The sequence below is a fragment of the Brevibacillus centrosporus genome (assembly GCF_046622605.1).
In the GTDB taxonomy this organism is placed as follows: Bacteria; Bacillota; Bacilli; order Brevibacillales; family Brevibacillaceae; genus Brevibacillus; species Brevibacillus centrosporus.
Genome location: NZ_CP176856.1, coordinates 1,362,342 through 1,377,054, shown reverse-complemented (window position 1 = coordinate 1,377,054; position 14,713 = coordinate 1,362,342). Strand labels below are relative to the sequence as shown.

At 51.4% G+C, this 14,713-nt stretch carries 16 protein-coding genes; 4 read left to right on the top strand and 12 right to left on the bottom strand.

Annotated features, from left to right (window positions below; translation table 11 throughout):
* Positions 1-290 precede the first annotated feature (290 nt).
* Positions 291-1,178: a YitT family protein gene (locus tag ACLIN2_RS07330; RefSeq protein WP_092266209.1), complete on the bottom strand. Its 888-nt coding sequence runs from the start codon at positions 1,176-1,178 to the stop codon at positions 291-293.
* Between the two features lie 210 nt (positions 1,179-1,388).
* Between ACLIN2_RS07330 and ACLIN2_RS07325 the strand changes: the two genes are divergently transcribed.
* Both ACLIN2_RS07325 and ACLIN2_RS07320 read left to right on the top strand, forming a co-directional pair.
* On the top strand, positions 1,389-1,838 hold the full coding sequence (locus ACLIN2_RS07325) for an SRPBCC domain-containing protein (RefSeq protein ID WP_411503651.1): 450 nt from the start codon (positions 1,389-1,391) through the stop codon (positions 1,836-1,838).
* A complete protein-coding gene (locus tag ACLIN2_RS07320; protein ID WP_411503650.1) occupies positions 1,828-2,400 on the top strand; it encodes a DUF1697 domain-containing protein in 573 nt (190 codons plus the stop codon). Before ACLIN2_RS07325 ends, ACLIN2_RS07320 begins: the two co-directional genes overlap by 11 nt.
* Positions 2,401-2,451: 51 nt before the next feature.
* Here ACLIN2_RS07320 and ACLIN2_RS07315 read toward each other — a convergent pair whose 3' ends face one another.
* The 3 genes from ACLIN2_RS07315 to ACLIN2_RS07305 all read right to left on the bottom strand — a co-directional run bounded on the left by ACLIN2_RS07315 (position 2,452) and on the right by ACLIN2_RS07305 (position 4,340).
* Positions 2,452-3,015 carry a GNAT family N-acetyltransferase gene (locus ACLIN2_RS07315; RefSeq protein WP_092266210.1) on the bottom strand — a complete coding sequence of 188 codons (564 nt, stop codon included), beginning with the start codon at positions 3,013-3,015 and terminating at the stop codon, positions 2,452-2,454.
* A 160-nt stretch (positions 3,016-3,175) separates the two neighbouring features.
* Complete coding sequence (locus tag ACLIN2_RS07310) at positions 3,176-3,517, bottom strand: zinc ribbon domain-containing protein YjdM (protein ID WP_328204288.1); 342 nt, start codon at positions 3,515-3,517, stop codon at positions 3,176-3,178.
* A 181-nt stretch (positions 3,518-3,698) separates the two neighbouring features.
* The gene (locus ACLIN2_RS07305; RefSeq protein WP_328204290.1) at positions 3,699-4,340 is read right to left on the bottom strand and encodes a LysE family translocator; all 642 of its coding nucleotides are present in this window, start codon (positions 4,338-4,340) and stop codon (positions 3,699-3,701) included.
* A 67-nt stretch (positions 4,341-4,407) separates the two neighbouring features.
* On the opposite strand from ACLIN2_RS07305, the gene ACLIN2_RS07300 reads away from it, so the two are divergent.
* Both ACLIN2_RS07300 and ACLIN2_RS07295 read left to right on the top strand, forming a co-directional pair.
* Positions 4,408-4,587, top strand: coding sequence for a hypothetical protein (locus ACLIN2_RS07300; protein ID WP_411503649.1), 180 nt, complete (start codon positions 4,408-4,410; stop codon positions 4,585-4,587).
* A 47-nt stretch (positions 4,588-4,634) separates the two neighbouring features.
* Positions 4,635-5,252: a glycosyltransferase family A protein gene (locus ACLIN2_RS07295; RefSeq protein WP_411503648.1), complete on the top strand. Its 618-nt coding sequence runs from the start codon at positions 4,635-4,637 to the stop codon at positions 5,250-5,252.
* A gap of 33 nt (positions 5,253-5,285) precedes the next feature.
* Here the strand turns inward: ACLIN2_RS07295 and ACLIN2_RS07290 are convergent, their stop codons facing one another.
* The 8 genes from ACLIN2_RS07290 to ACLIN2_RS07255 all read right to left on the bottom strand — a co-directional run bounded on the left by ACLIN2_RS07290 (position 5,286) and on the right by ACLIN2_RS07255 (position 14,700).
* Positions 5,286-6,254, bottom strand: coding sequence for a response regulator (locus ACLIN2_RS07290; protein ID WP_411504518.1), 969 nt, complete (start codon positions 6,252-6,254; stop codon positions 5,286-5,288).
* Positions 6,247-8,361, bottom strand: a complete 2,115-nt coding sequence (locus ACLIN2_RS07285) for a sensor histidine kinase (RefSeq protein ID WP_411503647.1) — start codon at positions 8,359-8,361, stop codon at positions 6,247-6,249. Before ACLIN2_RS07285 ends, ACLIN2_RS07290 begins: the two co-directional genes overlap by 8 nt.
* Positions 8,362-8,466: 105 nt before the next feature.
* A complete protein-coding gene (locus tag ACLIN2_RS07280) occupies positions 8,467-9,177 on the bottom strand; it encodes a B3/B4 domain-containing protein (RefSeq protein WP_411503646.1) in 711 nt (236 codons plus the stop codon).
* 125 nt (positions 9,178-9,302) lie between these two features.
* Complete coding sequence (locus tag ACLIN2_RS07275) at positions 9,303-9,944, bottom strand: precorrin-2 dehydrogenase/sirohydrochlorin ferrochelatase family protein (RefSeq protein ID WP_411503645.1); 642 nt, start codon at positions 9,942-9,944, stop codon at positions 9,303-9,305.
* A 20-nt stretch (positions 9,945-9,964) separates the two neighbouring features.
* A complete protein-coding gene (gene cobA, locus ACLIN2_RS07270) occupies positions 9,965-10,756 on the bottom strand; it encodes a uroporphyrinogen-III C-methyltransferase (RefSeq protein ID WP_092266228.1) in 792 nt (263 codons plus the stop codon).
* Complete coding sequence (cobT, locus tag ACLIN2_RS07265; protein WP_411503644.1) at positions 10,753-11,802, bottom strand: nicotinate-nucleotide--dimethylbenzimidazole phosphoribosyltransferase; 1,050 nt, start codon at positions 11,800-11,802, stop codon at positions 10,753-10,755. The genes cobA and cobT overlap by 4 nt, the downstream gene beginning before the upstream one ends.
* On the bottom strand, positions 11,799-13,319 hold the full coding sequence (locus tag ACLIN2_RS07260; RefSeq protein WP_411503643.1) for a cobyric acid synthase: 1,521 nt from the start codon (positions 13,317-13,319) through the stop codon (positions 11,799-11,801). The genes cobT and ACLIN2_RS07260 overlap by 4 nt, the downstream gene beginning before the upstream one ends.
* Positions 13,312-14,700 (bottom strand): cobyrinate a,c-diamide synthase, encoded by a 1,389-nt coding sequence (locus ACLIN2_RS07255; protein ID WP_411504517.1) that lies wholly within the window; start codon positions 14,698-14,700, stop codon positions 13,312-13,314. Before ACLIN2_RS07255 ends, ACLIN2_RS07260 begins: the two co-directional genes overlap by 8 nt.
* Between the last annotated feature and the right edge of the window lie 13 nt (positions 14,701-14,713).

Sequence of the window (14,713 nt, the reverse complement as noted above, 5' to 3'; positions counted from 1 at the left end):
ATCATTATCAAAAACGAGCATACCAAACCGAATTCTGCCTGTCAATTGTTTCTTTCATTGGCTTTGCGCCCAGCGCTGATCCGAAGCACTTGCTCTACATTGCCGTAGATGATCCCCAAACAGAACTCCCCGCAGGAAATCATCCTCCCCTTATTCACTGAGATCATGGGAAAGAGCATGCACAGCCTCACTCGCAACGAAAATAACCTTTCGCATCCTACACAAAGAGGCTGCCGGATCGCTCCAGCAGCCTCTGATGTACATGAAATTGAATAGGGGGTATCCATTTGCTAATGAATATCTTTCTTCTTAAACCGTCCACCATGCACGGCGGATACATCCGTTGCAATCGTAAAGGCTTGCGGGTCCAATTCGCGGATGATATCTTTCAGCTTGGTTTCCTCTAATCGGGTAAAGACACATAAAATGACGCGTTTATCTTCACCGCTGTAAGAACCTTCACCGTGTAAATAAGTGACCCCGCGACCCAGGCGCTCTGTAATGGCGTCTGCAATCTCAGTCGTATTGTCACTTATGATGTACACGGATTTCATGTCGTCCAAGCCTTTTACGACAATATCAATCGTTTTAAAGGCAACATAATAAGTGATCATCGAGAATAATGCATTTTCTAAAGAGAACACAAAGGCTGCGATCGCGAAAATAATCACGTTCACGAACATGATGATCTCGCCAACCGAGAACGGCAGCCGCTTCTCCACCAAAATCGCCAGAGTCTCCGTTCCATCTAAGACCCCGCCATTACGGATGGTCAAGCCTACCCCTACCCCTAAAATGACGCCACCGAAAACTACGGCAAGCAATTCATTTTCGACTGCCGGTTTGACATGGTGCATAAAGGAAGTAGCAATGGAAAGCGCTACGATACCATACAACATGCTGATCGCAAAGGTTTTTCCGATTTGCTTATATCCCAGGAAAAAGAAAGGCAAGTTTAAAATAACCAAGAACAAGCTTAGATTGATCGTCGTGACATGGCTCAAGATCATGGACAAACCTGTGACTCCGCCGTCAATGATATTGTTCGGGATGAGCACAGCTTCCAGGCCGTACGCCATAATGACGGCACCAATCGTAATAAAGATCGCCCTTTTAATAATATTTCGGATGGTTAATCGTCTATGATTCGCCTTCTTTTTTTCTTCCGTTGTGTTCATTCATTTCTCCTCCTGTTTTGCAGTCTCTCTATCCTCGATCTATTTTACCACATTCAAACCATGGATATATTTCCCTGTCCCTAGCACCTGTGAATCCATGCCCATTTTCCTCTACGCTTGTCGCGTTTTTACAAGACTTGCTTCTGTATTTCCTATATGATGGAAAATGATTACAATAACTGTCTGGCTAATAGAAAGGGAGGTCTACTTGTGGAACTCACGTATGTCACTTATATTGGCGCTAAACCGGAGGAAGTATGGAATGCCCTCCTATCACCAGAAGGAACCAAAGCAATCTTTTTCGGAACTGTCTTGCAATCTACCTTTGAGATTGGGGCTCCCTATGCGTATGTAGGTCCTGGAGCAGACGGGGAAGAGACGGTTCACGTCTACGGCAACATTCTTGCCTTTGAACCCTATCGTTTTATGAGCTATACCGAGCATCCTGGTCCTTCTTACAATGAGAGACATGCCGAGCTGGAAACGAGGATCTCTCTGACACTCGAAACGGTAGGCAGCTGCACGCGCCTCACTCTGGTGAACGATCAGTGGCCGGCTGATCATCCTTCCTACGAGCGTACAAAGGACAGCTGGCATTACATCATCAGCAGCATCAAAACCTATGTAGAAACCGGAAAGGCCCTCGATTTTGGCTGGTAATAATCAAATCTACGTCGCCCTGCTGCGAGGAATCAACGTAGGCGGCAAAAACAAGATAAAGATGACAGAGCTGCGGTCAGCGCTTGAAAATATCGGTCTACGCCGTGTCAAAACGTACATCCAGAGCGGGAATGTTCTCTTTGAATCCTCCGATGCGGAAGCCACGGTCCGGCAGCGCATCGAGCAGGAAATAGCAGCGGTGTTTGGCATTACGCTTACCGTTGTTATCCGAACGGCGGAGGAGATGGAGAAAATTGTCCGCCACTGTCCTTTTTCTTCAGAGCTCATTGCAGAGGCGGCTGCCACTTGTGTGGGAGAAAGCCTCTATGTCGCACTCCTGCCTGAGCCGCCTCTCCCCTCCGGCATCGAGAAGCTGGCGGCAGCCAACAACGACGATGATGCGTACGAAATAGTTGGACGAGATGTCTATCTCTTGTTCCGTCACAGTGTCCGCGACGCCAAGCTTTCTGTCCATTTGCAAAAACTCGGCAAACCTGTCACCGTACGCAATTGGAATACGATGAGCAAACTCGTGGAAATGGCCAAGGAGCTGCGAGAATAACGAAAAGGGAGGCTGCCCTGCGCAAATGCAAAGCCGCCTCCCTTTTGCTTTTCACTTCTCAAACTGCTCCTTCGCAAGCACGTACAGCAGCTCGCCGTTACACTCTTCATCATCCCCGGATAGTCCTTGCAGTTCGCGTTCAAAAGTAAAGCCCAGCTTTTCAAAGATTTTCAAAGACCCTTTATTACGCGGATCAGCCTTCGCATAAATACGGTCTAGACCAATGACTTCAAACGAGTAGGCCGTCAGTGCACGTGCTGCCTCTGTCGCATAACCTTTGCCCCAGTCGTTTCGACCAATCAGATAATAGAGCTCTTTTTCTGGTGACATAAAATCCAGGACTCCTACTCCACACCAGCCGATAAAGGCACCTGTCTCCTTTTTAAAGATGGCAAAGGAGTATTTAAACGAAGCATCAAATGGCGTTTGATAGCTATTGATCAACCAGCTGAACAGCTTCTGATAGCTTTCTTGCGACATGACCCCGAAATGCAAATACGTGAACAGCTCTGGATCTTGCATCAGCTCAAAAGATTCCATCAAATCACTCTCGACGTATGGGCGGATGATGAGCCGTTCCGTTTCCAAACGCATCTTGGATAAAGCAGTATTCATACAAAATTCCTCCTAGTTTTGGGTTTTATACTCTAGGCAGACTAGCAGTGGATACTGGCATCGAAATCCCCACTTTCCGTTTCTTACCATTATTATAGAGTGATTAGCGGGCAGAAAAAAGCCATTCCCCTGACAGGAGTGGCCCTCGCCTTACGCGTCCCTATACCTTTTTCACAAACTCCGATTTCAGCTTCATCGCGCCAAAGCCATCGATTTTGCAATCAATGTCATGGTCGACTTCCACCAAACGAATGTTTTTTACGCGCGTTCCTATTTTCAAAACGGAAGAGCTTCCCTTTACCTTCAGGTCCTTGATGACCGTCACGGTGTCCCCGTCGTTCAAGACATTCCCATTCGCATCTTTCACGATCTTCTTTTCTTCCGTGCTATCGGCACCTGCTTCTTTGGACCATTCATGGCTGCATTCCGGGCAGACCAGATTGGCTCCATCCTCGTACGTGTATTCGGAGTTGCATGTTGGACAGTTTGGCAAAGTTGACATGAATTCACATTCTCCCTTGGTCTTTTCAATTATGGTAGGGCATTTGACTAAATTGCATTTTGGGCATGAAAAACTCCCCTTCAGTAGAAGGTTTTATTATTTCACCTGTCTACTTAAAGGGGAGCATATCACATGTACATGTTTGGACTGGCTTTTGTATGATGCGAGGAGTCCTGTCCCTCTATGATTTTCCTGGACTGGCAAAAGCGGAGAACACACCCAAAGAAATATAAATCCAGCCTGTGATCCGATTTTGCAGCCTAGCCCCCACCTTGCTCCCCGTCATCCGCTGACGAATATGCGCGGCAAGAAGGGCATAGCTGCCATCGGTGAGAAAGGCCAAGACAAGAAAGAGAATCCCCAGCCCGATAAACTGTCCAGGGACGGAGCCTGCTGCAGGTGAGATAAACTGCGGAAAGAATGCGAGAAAAAACAATGCCGTCTTCGGATTCATGATTTCTACTAGCGCCGACTGGTAGAGAATCTTCTTCAGATTGACAGCAGGTGCTTCTTCCTCTGTTTCAGCTGCCTCAGCTTCATTTCGAGAGAACAAAGTCTTGCATCCTAAATAGATCAGGTAAGCTGCCCCTACATATTTCACGATGGTAAATGCAGTCGCCGATGTCATGAGAATCGCTGAAACTCCCAGCGCCCCTGCCACCACGTGAACGGCTCCACCAAGCGATACTCCCAGCACGGATATGACTCCCGCTCTTTTTCCCTGGTTGATACTTCTCGCCATAATGTAGAATACAGCTGGTCCCGGTATGATTAACATAGCTAGCGCCGCAACTACAAACAGCCAAATCGTTGTCCACTCCACCAAGCATGCCTCCTTTTCTTGAAATACCTTAAAAGAAGATTGCTCTCACCAAAAGGGGCAGTTTTCAATGGATGCTACAGGTCAGTGTGCTTATATCTCGCGACGATATCTGACTAAAGCAAAAGCTGACAAACTTCAATACCTTATAGAAGCTGCTGCTTCGCTTGGTAAAGGAGAGTGGGTCAAACAGTGGGAAAAGGCAAGAAAAAAATCATTGTTGGGATTGCTTTCAACTCGAAAAAGCTAAAGTACAACCGCAAAAAGAGATTCTCAAAGCGTTGGATCAAGAGTCGCATGAAGATCTTTATGAAGTATACGAGAAGGAGCCTGCAAAGACAGACCAATCAAGGCTTTGATGCTCTCATAGAGTACGAAGACCGTTCCCGAAAACACATCAAGAAGCAGCTGCGAAAATACAAAAAGCTCCCGAGAAATATCAAGTTCATCCCGAAAAGCATGTATCAGAGAAGCATCAAGAAGCGTCTGAAAGGCTATCGTTATTTATACCTCGTCCGCCTGGATTCGGATGACCTGTACCGCAGAAGCTACATCCAGCAGCTCAGGAATCATCGCAGAAGAAAAGGCGTCAAAGCAATCATTAACCAGAATGGCTATATGTACGACTCGAAAAAGAAGCGAATTGCCCCGATGTATGCGAAGTCCCCTGCCTTTTATACGCTGATCTATAAAGCCAAAAGCTATCGCCGCGGCAAACGGTATAAGCTTCGCGGAGGGCATCCGGCTGTCATTCGCCTGCGTCATGACAAGCTGCGCCTGCGAAACTATGTGCATATCATCCACTCAGGCAATACGACTAGCAAATTTCGCTCAAAGCGCAACAAGATAATCGATAAACGTCGTGTGGTCAAAGATCGCCGCAGAGTCAGGAGAATCCTTTCCTCTTTCATGTAAAAGAAGCTGCCTAGTGAACTAGGCGGCTTTTTCTCACTCCAGCTCGGATTGACTTTGCGAGATTCGGATTTCGACACGTGTCCCTACATTCGGCTTGCTCACGATTTCCAGCTTGCCGCCCATATTCTGAAGCCGCCTTTCTATATTGCGGAGCCCGACGCCCTTGCGCTTCATTTGCTGGGTCTTTGCACCAGCCGAAAATCCAGGTCCGTTGTCTTCTACCTGAATCACTGTCTCGTTGTTTTCAGCGTAGACAGCAAGCTTTACTTTCCCACCCGACAGCTTGGTCATCACGCCATGACGGATGGCATTCTCCACGATCGGCTGTATGGTCATTGGCGGGATCCTGCCAGACAGATCCCCCTCCACTTTATAGATCATATCCAATCGCTCTCCAAACCGTATCTGCTCAATACGAAGATAGGCCTCTACCAGCTCCAGCTCTCGTTCAATGGGGATCAACTTTTCATGCTGCTCGAAATCAAAGCTATGTCGCAGATACGTACTAAAATCAAGCAGCAAATCTTGCGCCTTTTTCATATCGTCTTGGCTGACTGTCAGTATGGCCGTTAAAGCATTGAACAAGAAATGAGGTTTGATTTGGGAACGTAAAAACGCCATCTCTGCTTCGATCGAGTCACTGACAGAGCGTTTCATCTGCAAAAGCGTCTTCACCCTAGCTCGCAGCTCCAACGCCTCGACGGGCTTGGTGATATAGTCGTTTGCTCCTGCGGCAAAGCCTGCGAGCAGATCTTCCTTTTGGCCGCGCGCCGTCACCATCAGTACAGGCAGCTCAGAAGCTGAGTACTTTTCCCGCAGTCTCTGACAGACTTCGTACCCTGACATTTTCGGCAGCATCACATCGAGAATAACCAGGTCCCAATGACGCTGCTTCTCCAATGCCTCCAGCGCCTCATGCCCGTCAGAAACGGCTACAATCTGGTACGGCTCTGTCGCGAGCAGCCTCATCATCACATATTGATTGGTCGGTTCATCATCCACCAGCAAAATGGTAGCTTCCTTTTTCTCTTTTGCTGATGCCTGCGTAAATGGTAAAAAGGGCAAGAGGAAGATCCTCGGAAGCAGCAGCTGTCAAACGCGCAACAGAACGCATCATGGCTGGCTCGATGTTACTTGGGTGGATGGGGTCTCCACTCCTGCTTGCTGCAGGCATGGTAAAGGAAAAGCTGGTGCCTTGACCGACTGCAGAGGTGACGGAGATCTCGCCTCCGTGCCGTTCCACGAGCATTTTGCATATGTAAAGACCGAGTCCTGCTCCCTCCTGACTCGTTCTACGATCTCCCTGTTCAAATCTGTCAAAGATTTTTTCCTGTCGATCCTCCGCGATTCCGATCCCCGTATCGGTAATCCGAATCTTCACCATCTTTCCTATTTGCTCCGCTTCGACTGTGATGGTTCCAGCCGGTGTAAACTTAATGGCATTGTACAGCAAGTTAAAGATAATTTGCTGGAACCGCTGCTCGTCCGCTTCTATCCAGTGCAGCTGCTTCGGCACTCGATTCACGAGTCGTACCGATTTTTCATCCGTCAAATAACGCATGACATCTAGCGCGACCGCCGTCACGTCGTGCACATCCAGACTAGACAGCCTCAGCTCCATTCCCGCCTGCAGATGGGAAATATCCAGAAGATCGTCCAGCAGATAGGTGAGCCGCCGTCCGATCCCCACGGCCAGCTCTAGCTCCGCTTTTTGCCGGTCAGTCAGCTCACCAGCCCCTCCATCCACAACGGCTTGCAAAATGCTTAACGTAGCGTGCAGCGGGGTACGCAGCTCATGCGATGTATTGGCAAGAAACTGGTCCTTGGTCTTGTCCAGAATCAGCAGTCGCTCGGTCAATTGCTCTGCTTTTTGCAAAGCTGTAAAGTACCCGCGCGTGCTTAGCATCGCCAGCGATAGTGAAAATCCGATGATCTCCAGCGGAATCCAGCCGTCATCCTGCGTCCAGCCAAGTGCCCGCAGGTTTTCAAAGACTCCGTAGAAGAGCAGACTCAACGTGCTGATAACCACCCATAGCACACTGGATGGATTGTGCCACACTCTGCGAAGCATGAGGAGGAAATGGTACATGACCGTCATCCAGCAGATGAAAATATAGACGCTTTGCAGAAAAGTAAATTGCTTGGCTTCCAGCAGCAGGACCGAGATCGCAGAGAGACTGATGAGCGCCAGAAGCACTCTGCTGATCCTGTCCTTCGCTTTTGGTAGCACGATCTGTTTCATGAAGAGCGAATAGGCAAAAGCAAGTGCCAGCATGGAGAGAAACTGGATGCGTGTCGCCCAATCATAGGACAAGTCAAACCAGTCCAGTGCCACGCGCTCACGGCCGGTAACAAGATACAAAGCCGCAAAAAAATTCGACAAGGAGAAATATATGAACTCCCGGAAACGACGATTGTAAGCATACAAAAGCAGGAAATACAGACTAAATAAAAAAAGGACGCTTCCTGCCGTCGTATCAAAATATTCAGAACTGCGCTTGCTCGCCAAAGTTTCTTGTATAGGGCCAAGCATAATCGTACCAAATACGCCGCCACCTGCTGCAAAGTCATAATTGGCTACCTGCAGGACGATATCCGCCTGGTTTCCCGTTACGTTTGCAAAAGACAAATAAGGGACGTTTTTTGCGATCACTTCTTCTGGATGAGGCGATGGCTGGCCCTGCTGCCCTACGACCTGCCCGTTGATAAGCAGCAGATGGGAGGACCGTATATTGGAAACCCGAATTCCCCAGATGCTCTGTTTCGCTTCTGGCAGCAGTACCTTAAGATGATACGTGCCGTAGCCGAGGGACGTCTTCTTTTTGTCGGACACGTACTTGTCCCACTCCCCGGGAAGCTGGACCATGAGCGGTGTGGCTCCATCCATCGGCAGCTGCTCGCTTGTGACCAGCTCTCCTCGATAGAACTCCCATTCTCCGTTCAGTTGGATACTGCCATTCCCGGTGAAGTCCCAGCTGCTTGCGTCCAGAACACCTTGCTTGGCAAAAGGCATCACAGCCGGTTGGTACCAAAAGCCCCATGCTAGCCGAATCCCCATGAGCAGGAAAAAAAGAGTAAAGATCATTAGCAGTTTACCTTTATTGGCCATTCTTTCCCCCTCTTTCCTGATGGTCCACTCCACATTTTGCCAGATAAGAGGTTCAAGTTGTCAAGGACTAATAGAAAAGACCTCGCCAAAGCGAGGTTTTCAGCCTTAACCCAAGAGGGTCATTTCTCTATGATGAATATCCAGCACTTCCATTCTCACCGTTCCGCCAAGATGCTGGGAGACGAGTTCTGAAAGCTCTTTTTGCGCCCTATGAAACTCATCGCTTCTGGATTCATCTATCAATTCCATGCAAAGGAACGCATTTCTCGTATTTTCTGTCAGCATCGTTCTCTCGGCTTCTCGCCAATTCCAGCATCTACAGATGGCGCCTGCATCATCCTTGTAGACGATCTCTCCCTCGTACGGTGAAGCATTCTCATCGCTTCCCAATGGAATAAACGGTTCGCTGCCATTTGCCTGGGTAAGCCGAATATCGCCTACAAAAGTATCCAGATCTTCGCCACCACACGGAAGCCCATAACGTAGCGAAATGGAATTATAGATGTCCACCAGCGGATTTATCGTACCAATGTGATTGCCATTTTTCACCCTTTTTAATAAAGCTTCAATGGAGCATCTCGCGCCTTTCTTTGTCTTGAATTTCTGATAAGCTTCCCGCCAAACGGATATGACTGGATTGCTGCTAAACTCTTCCAACCGGAGAAATTGATCGGCATCTTTCTCTGCCTCCCTCAGCAGCTTCTCGTACAGTTCTACGTCTCTTATGGAATTATCCATTCCTCGGCTAATCACCACTCCGATTTTGGCCTGCGGAAACAGCGACCAAAACTCATCTTCCACGATAAATCTAGACATGAGATACTCATTCCTTTCCTTTTTCCGTGTTGAAAAAATCGCTACTGCTAGATTGCAAATAGACAATAGCAGGCTTAGCGCGAGCAAGAAAAAGCTCTCACCCTATGTATGAGAGCTTTTTCATATTATTCTCCAGATTCCTGTCCTTGCAGCAAACGTTCTGCCTCACGATCTCTACGCCCAAGCTCGCCGCTCCTCGTCCAGTCCAAAAAACGCTCGTCAAGCAGCTTTGCGAGAATGGCACGCTTCTGGCTCTCGGCCAAATGCAAGCGAAGAACGCGCTGCCGCATTTCTCCGAGAAACCGCGTGTAGTCGCCATACTCAGGGCCTACCCATTTCTCTATCTGCGAACGCAGCTTTTTCGCAAGTCCAGGGTTATTGCCTCCCGTTGAGATGGCGATCTGCATGTCACCTCGCTCCACCACTGCCGGCACAGTGAAGGTGCACAGGTCGGGCCGATCTACGATGTTGATCCACTGTTGAGGCTGACATGCCTGGTAGACCGCTAGATTAATGTCTGGCTGGTTCGTAGCCGCTATGATCAGCACCGCTTTCTCTGTGTCCGTGGGTTCAAAGAAACGGCGCTCCCAAGCAATTTCACCTTGCTGTGACCACGCGTCGATCTGATCCGTACACGAAGGGGCGACGACGTACACATCCGCGTCCGCATCTAGCAGACCGCGGATTTTCCGCTCTGCCACCAGCCCGCCGCCTACGACCAGACAACGCTTCTTTTGCAGATTGACCATCATCGGGTAATAGCGCACCAGGCATCGCCCCTTTCGATTTAGCCTATAAAATGTTCATTCGTTTCTGCTTGTGCTGCCTCAAACCAGTTGATCTTGTCCCGCAATTGTACCACGTTACCTACCAAGATAATCGCCGGGTTGGTGAACTCACGGTGTCCAGCCAAGCGCTCCTCGATGTCAGCAAGTGTACCTGTCAGCGTCACCTGCTGGGGAAGGGTCCCCCACGAGATGATCGCGACAGGCGTCTGTGGATCTCGCCCGTGCTTGATCAGCTGTGTGCGGATCAGCGGCAGGTTGGCGACACCCATGTAAAAGGCGACCGTATCGATGCCGGTAGCAAGCGCACGCCATTTCTCTGTCGCCAGCTCCGGTTTGTCTTCACGCAAATGTCCTGTGACGACAGCAAACGACGATCCGTGCTCACGATGCGTCACGGGAATCCCGGCATAGGCAGGGGCTGCTATGCCAGCAGTTACACCTGGCACGATCTCAAAAGGAATGCCACGCTCTGCCAAATGCTCCGCTTCCTCACCTACACGCCCAAACACGCAGGGGTCTCCCCCTTTGAGCCGCACTACCACGTTTCCTTCCAGAGCCTTTTCCGCCAGCAGCTCGTTAATCCGCTCCTGCTGCAGCGTATGGTTATCTGGCAGCTTGCCGCAGTAAATGCGCTCTGCTGCAGCTGGCGCGTGCTCCAGCAGCGCAGGATTCGCCAGACGGTCGTATACGACTACATCCGCCTGCTGCAAGCTCTCCAGCCCTTTTAGGGTAATCAGCTTGGGATCTCCCGGGCCTGCTCCAACTAAATAAACTTTGCCCGTGCTGCTCATCGGTCACTTACCCCTGCAGAGGCAAAGGTCGCCATTTCACTCACCATCCGAGCAGCCGCTTCGACAATCGGGAAAGCGAGCGCTGCGCCGCTGCCTTCACCCAAGCGCAGGTTCAGGTCTAGCAGAGGCTCCTTGCCTAAAGTCTTCAGTACAAAGGCGTGCCCTGGCTCCTGCGAGCGGTGTCCGCCGATCAAATAATCCGCTGCTTCCGGCTGCAGACGGACAGCCAGGAGTGCCGCTACGGTAGCGATAAATCCATCCAGCAGGATCGGGACGCGACGGGAAGCCGCTCCGAGGATTGCACCTGCCATCGCCCCGATTTCCATCCCGCCTACCTTTGCCAGCACATCGATTGGATCATCGGCATCTGGTCGATGCAGCGCGAGCGCTTCTCTCACCACTGCTTTTTTTCGCTGCCAGCCCTCATCCGTCAGACCGGTTCCGCGTCCCACGATCTCATCCGGGTCTGCGCCCGTCAAAGCAGACAGGATCGCACTGCTCGCGGTCGTATTGCCGATGCCTACTTCCCCGACGATTAGAACTTTCGCTCCCTCTTCCACGATCTCGAGGGCCGTGTCCATACCGATCTGGATGGCGCTCTCCGCCTCCTCGCGAGTCATAGCGGCTTCCCGCAGGATATTTCCCGACGCAGCCTTGATGCGCTTTTTGGTGATGCCAGGTGCATCGATCTCCACCGCTACCCCTACGTCTACGAATTTCTGCAAGGCACCGATCTGACGCGCAAACACGTTGATCCCTGCTCCACCCCTCGTCAGGTTCAGCAGCATTTGGGCGGTTACTTCCTGCGGATAAGCGGACACGCCTTCAGTCGCAACACCGTGATCTGCAGCAAAGACGATGACTCCTGGTGGGGTCACGGCCGGGAACGCCATACCTGTCATTGCAGCCAGCTCGACTGCCAGCGTTTCCAAACGTCCCAGGCTGCCAAGCGGCTTGGTCAATTGATCGATATGCTGTCTGGCTTGTGCTGCCGCTTCTTCATTTATTGGCTCAATCGCGATAAGCTGTTTCGTGGAATCTGTCATCCTGCATGCACCTCTTTTTCCTGATAAAGCCTCATTTGCTCTTCGATAGCCTCTATGTTGACGTGCTTGCGGACGGTATCGCCCAACAGATCGTAGCCTTGCTCCCGCAGCGCCACAAAGGACGGGCGATCCATGATCGGGGAAAGTCCTTTCTGTTGTCGAATGGCATTGAGCAGCTGTGTGCGGAATTCATCGTTGTGGAATAATCCGTGGAAATACGTCCCGATGAGCTTCCTCTCCTGCGTGCAATAGCCGTCCGTGCGATCCGCAAGCTGAATAAACGGTGCGTCGTTCTCTGTGTAGACTGATTGCCCCATGTGAATCTCGTAGCCTTCCAATTCAAGCAGGTGGCCAGCAAAACGGGCAGTACCGCGAGAGAGTACTGTCGTCTTGCGCGGCTCCATGGTCGTAACCATCGGGATCAGGCCAAGCCCTGCCATCTCGCGCAGCGGCGACTCCACCCCATCTGGATCATGAATGGACTGGCCTAGCATTTGATAGCCGCCGCAAAGACCAACTACATACGTCTTTCCTCCGCTATGCAGCTCGTGGATGCGCTCTGCCAAGCCTGTTTCCCGCAAGAACTGCAAATCCTCCAGCGTGTTTTTGCTGCCCGGCAGAACGATCAGATCAGGGTCACCGAGCTCTTCCAGACGGCTGACAAAACGCATGCGGCAATCCGGCTCCACAAAAAACGGATCGACGTCCGTAAAGTTGGAAATGCGCGGGTACCGTATGACTGCGATATCAATATCTCTCGGTGTCTCCCGCTGACCCTGGTAGCGATGCAGGATGAGCGAATCCTCCGCATCGATCCACAAATCAGGGATAAAGGGAACGACACCGAGCACAGGCTTGCCTGTATACTCCTCAAACCAATCCAGGCCCGACTGCAAAAGCGTCAGGTCTCCGCGAAAACGGTTGATGACGACTCCGATCACCCGCTCCCGGTCCTGTGGCTCAAGCAGCTGAAGCGTCCCCACCAGACTGGCAAAGACGCCGCCCCGCTCGATATCCGCTACTAGAATGACAGGTGCATTCGTCAGACGGGCCACTCGCATGTTGACCAGCTCACGGTCGTTCAGATTGATTTCCGCCGGACTTCCCGCGCCTTCAATTACGATTCGGTCGTAGCTTTCTGACAGTCGAGCATAGGACTCGCTGATGATTCGCAAGCCTTGATCGTAAAATTCGGTGCGATACGCCATCGCTTTCATGTTTCCGTACGGCTCTCCGTTGACCACGATTTGCGACTCGGAGTCCCGCGTCGGCTTGATCAGGATGGGGTTCATATCCGTCGTGGCGAGCACTCCTGCCGCTTCTGCCTGCACGCCCTGCGCCCTTCCGATTTCCTTGCCGTCGATCGTCACGTAGGAGTTGAGTGCCATGTTTTGCGATTTGAAAGGAGCTGTCTTATGACCTGCCTGGGCGAATATTCGGCAAAAGGCAGTCGCGATGGCGCTTTTCCCCGCATCCGAGCTGGTCCCTTGAATCATCAACGGAAGGGCTTTAGGCACGCGCGCCCACCTCCAGGCAGCGTTCGATCCAGCGCGTAACCAGCTCTGGATTCGAGCCAAAGTGCAGATGCGTATAGCCTGCAACCAGATTCCCCGCTGCAAAGCCCTCCGGTTTGGTCCCGCGAAGGCCCTTTGTCTCGTAGGCATGCGGCAGCTCGGCATCCGTAGCGTACGTGGAGTAGTGGAATTCATGTCCTTTTGCCTGCTGCTCGGTATCCAGGAGGAAGTTTCCTTCTTTTCCACGCACCTCGCGATAGCCCAGTGCAGCCAGTTTCTTTTGCATCGTCACTTTACCTGGGATCAGTCCGACCATCGGATAGCTCTCTCCATCCGTCGTTACGATGGCTTCCGTCAAAAACATGAACCCGCCGCACTCAGCCAGCGTCGGCAGTCCGCCGCCAACGGCTGTGCGGAACGATTCCAGTACCGTTTGATTTTGGGAAAGCTCGGAGGCAAACTCCTCCGGGAAGCCGCCCCCTATGTACAATCCGTCCGCCTCAGGTGGAACTGTCTCCCCGGCTAGCGGTGAAAAGAAATGCAGCTTGGCACCGTACGCTTCCAGAAGCTCCAGGTTTTCTGGATAGTAAAAATGAAAGGCCGAATCCTTGGCCACGGCGATCGTGACACTTTTTTCTTCCGGCATCTGTGCAGCGATTGGTGCAAACAGCTTCGGCTCTGCCTTAAGCTCCTCCGCTTTCGCCAGCTCCCAGATCAGCTCCAGGTCTACCGTTTCCCCAATCAGATCCGCCAGCTTCTCGAACAAAGGAGACAGCTCTCCACGCTCTACAGAAGGAACCAGGCCAAGATGCCGCTCTGGAATCTCCAGCTCGTTCTCCCGCTTCAGGTAGCCGACCACCGGAATCCCGCACTCCTGCTCGATGGCTGCCTTGACGATTTTGTGATGGCCTTCGCTGCCGACCTTGTTAGCAATGACGCCGACGATTCGTGCCGCAGGATTCAAGAGCTGAAAGCCTTTGACGATAGCTGCTGCACTGCGCGCCATGCTCTGGCAGTTGACCACGAGCAAGACGGGTGAGCCTGTCAAAATGCTGATCTCTGCTGTGCTTCCTTTGTCGCTGGTCGCTTCCTTTCCGTCGTACATTCCCATGACACCCTCGATGATGGAAATGTCCGCGCCCGCCGACCCACGAACGAAAATCTCCTTGACCGTGTCATGGGAGAGCATGAAGCTGTCCAAATTGCGTGAGGCACGCCCCGTCACCGCTGTATGGTAGGTCGGATCGATATAGTCAGGGCCGCATTTGAAGCCTTGCACGACGTGCCCCATGCGCTTCAGTGCCGCCATCAGTCCGATGGTCACCGTCGTCTTGCCTGCTCCGCTTCCGGTTCCGGCGATAACAATGCGTCGACTTTCGCCTATGCTCGCCCCGGCG

What these genes read in the sequence shown, in the direction of transcription:
- ACLIN2_RS07330 (WP_092266209.1), bottom strand. Translation starts at nt 1,178, where the DNA reads ATGAACACAACGGAAGAAAAAAAGAAGGCGAATCATAGACGATTAACC.
- ACLIN2_RS07315 (WP_092266210.1), bottom strand. Translation starts at nt 3,015, where the DNA reads ATGAATACTGCTTTATCCAAGATGCGTTTGGAAACGGAACGGCTCATC.
- ACLIN2_RS07310 (WP_328204288.1), bottom strand. Translation starts at nt 3,517, where the DNA reads ATGTCAACTTTGCCAAACTGTCCAACATGCAACTCCGAATACACGTAC.
- ACLIN2_RS07300 (WP_411503649.1), top strand. Translation starts at nt 4,408, where the DNA reads ATGGATGCTACAGGTCAGTGTGCTTATATCTCGCGACGATATCTGACT.
- ACLIN2_RS07295 (WP_411503648.1), top strand. Translation starts at nt 4,635, where the DNA reads ATGAAGATCTTTATGAAGTATACGAGAAGGAGCCTGCAAAGACAGACC.
- ACLIN2_RS07285 (WP_411503647.1), bottom strand. Translation starts at nt 8,361, where the DNA reads ATGGCCAATAAAGGTAAACTGCTAATGATCTTTACTCTTTTTTTCCTG.
- ACLIN2_RS07280 (WP_411503646.1), bottom strand. Translation starts at nt 9,177, where the DNA reads ATGTCTAGATTTATCGTGGAAGATGAGTTTTGGTCGCTGTTTCCGCAG.
- cobA (WP_092266228.1), bottom strand. Translation starts at nt 10,756, where the DNA reads ATGAGCAGCACGGGCAAAGTTTATTTAGTTGGAGCAGGCCCGGGAGAT.
- cobT (WP_411503644.1), bottom strand. Translation starts at nt 11,802, where the DNA reads ATGACAGATTCCACGAAACAGCTTATCGCGATTGAGCCAATAAATGAA.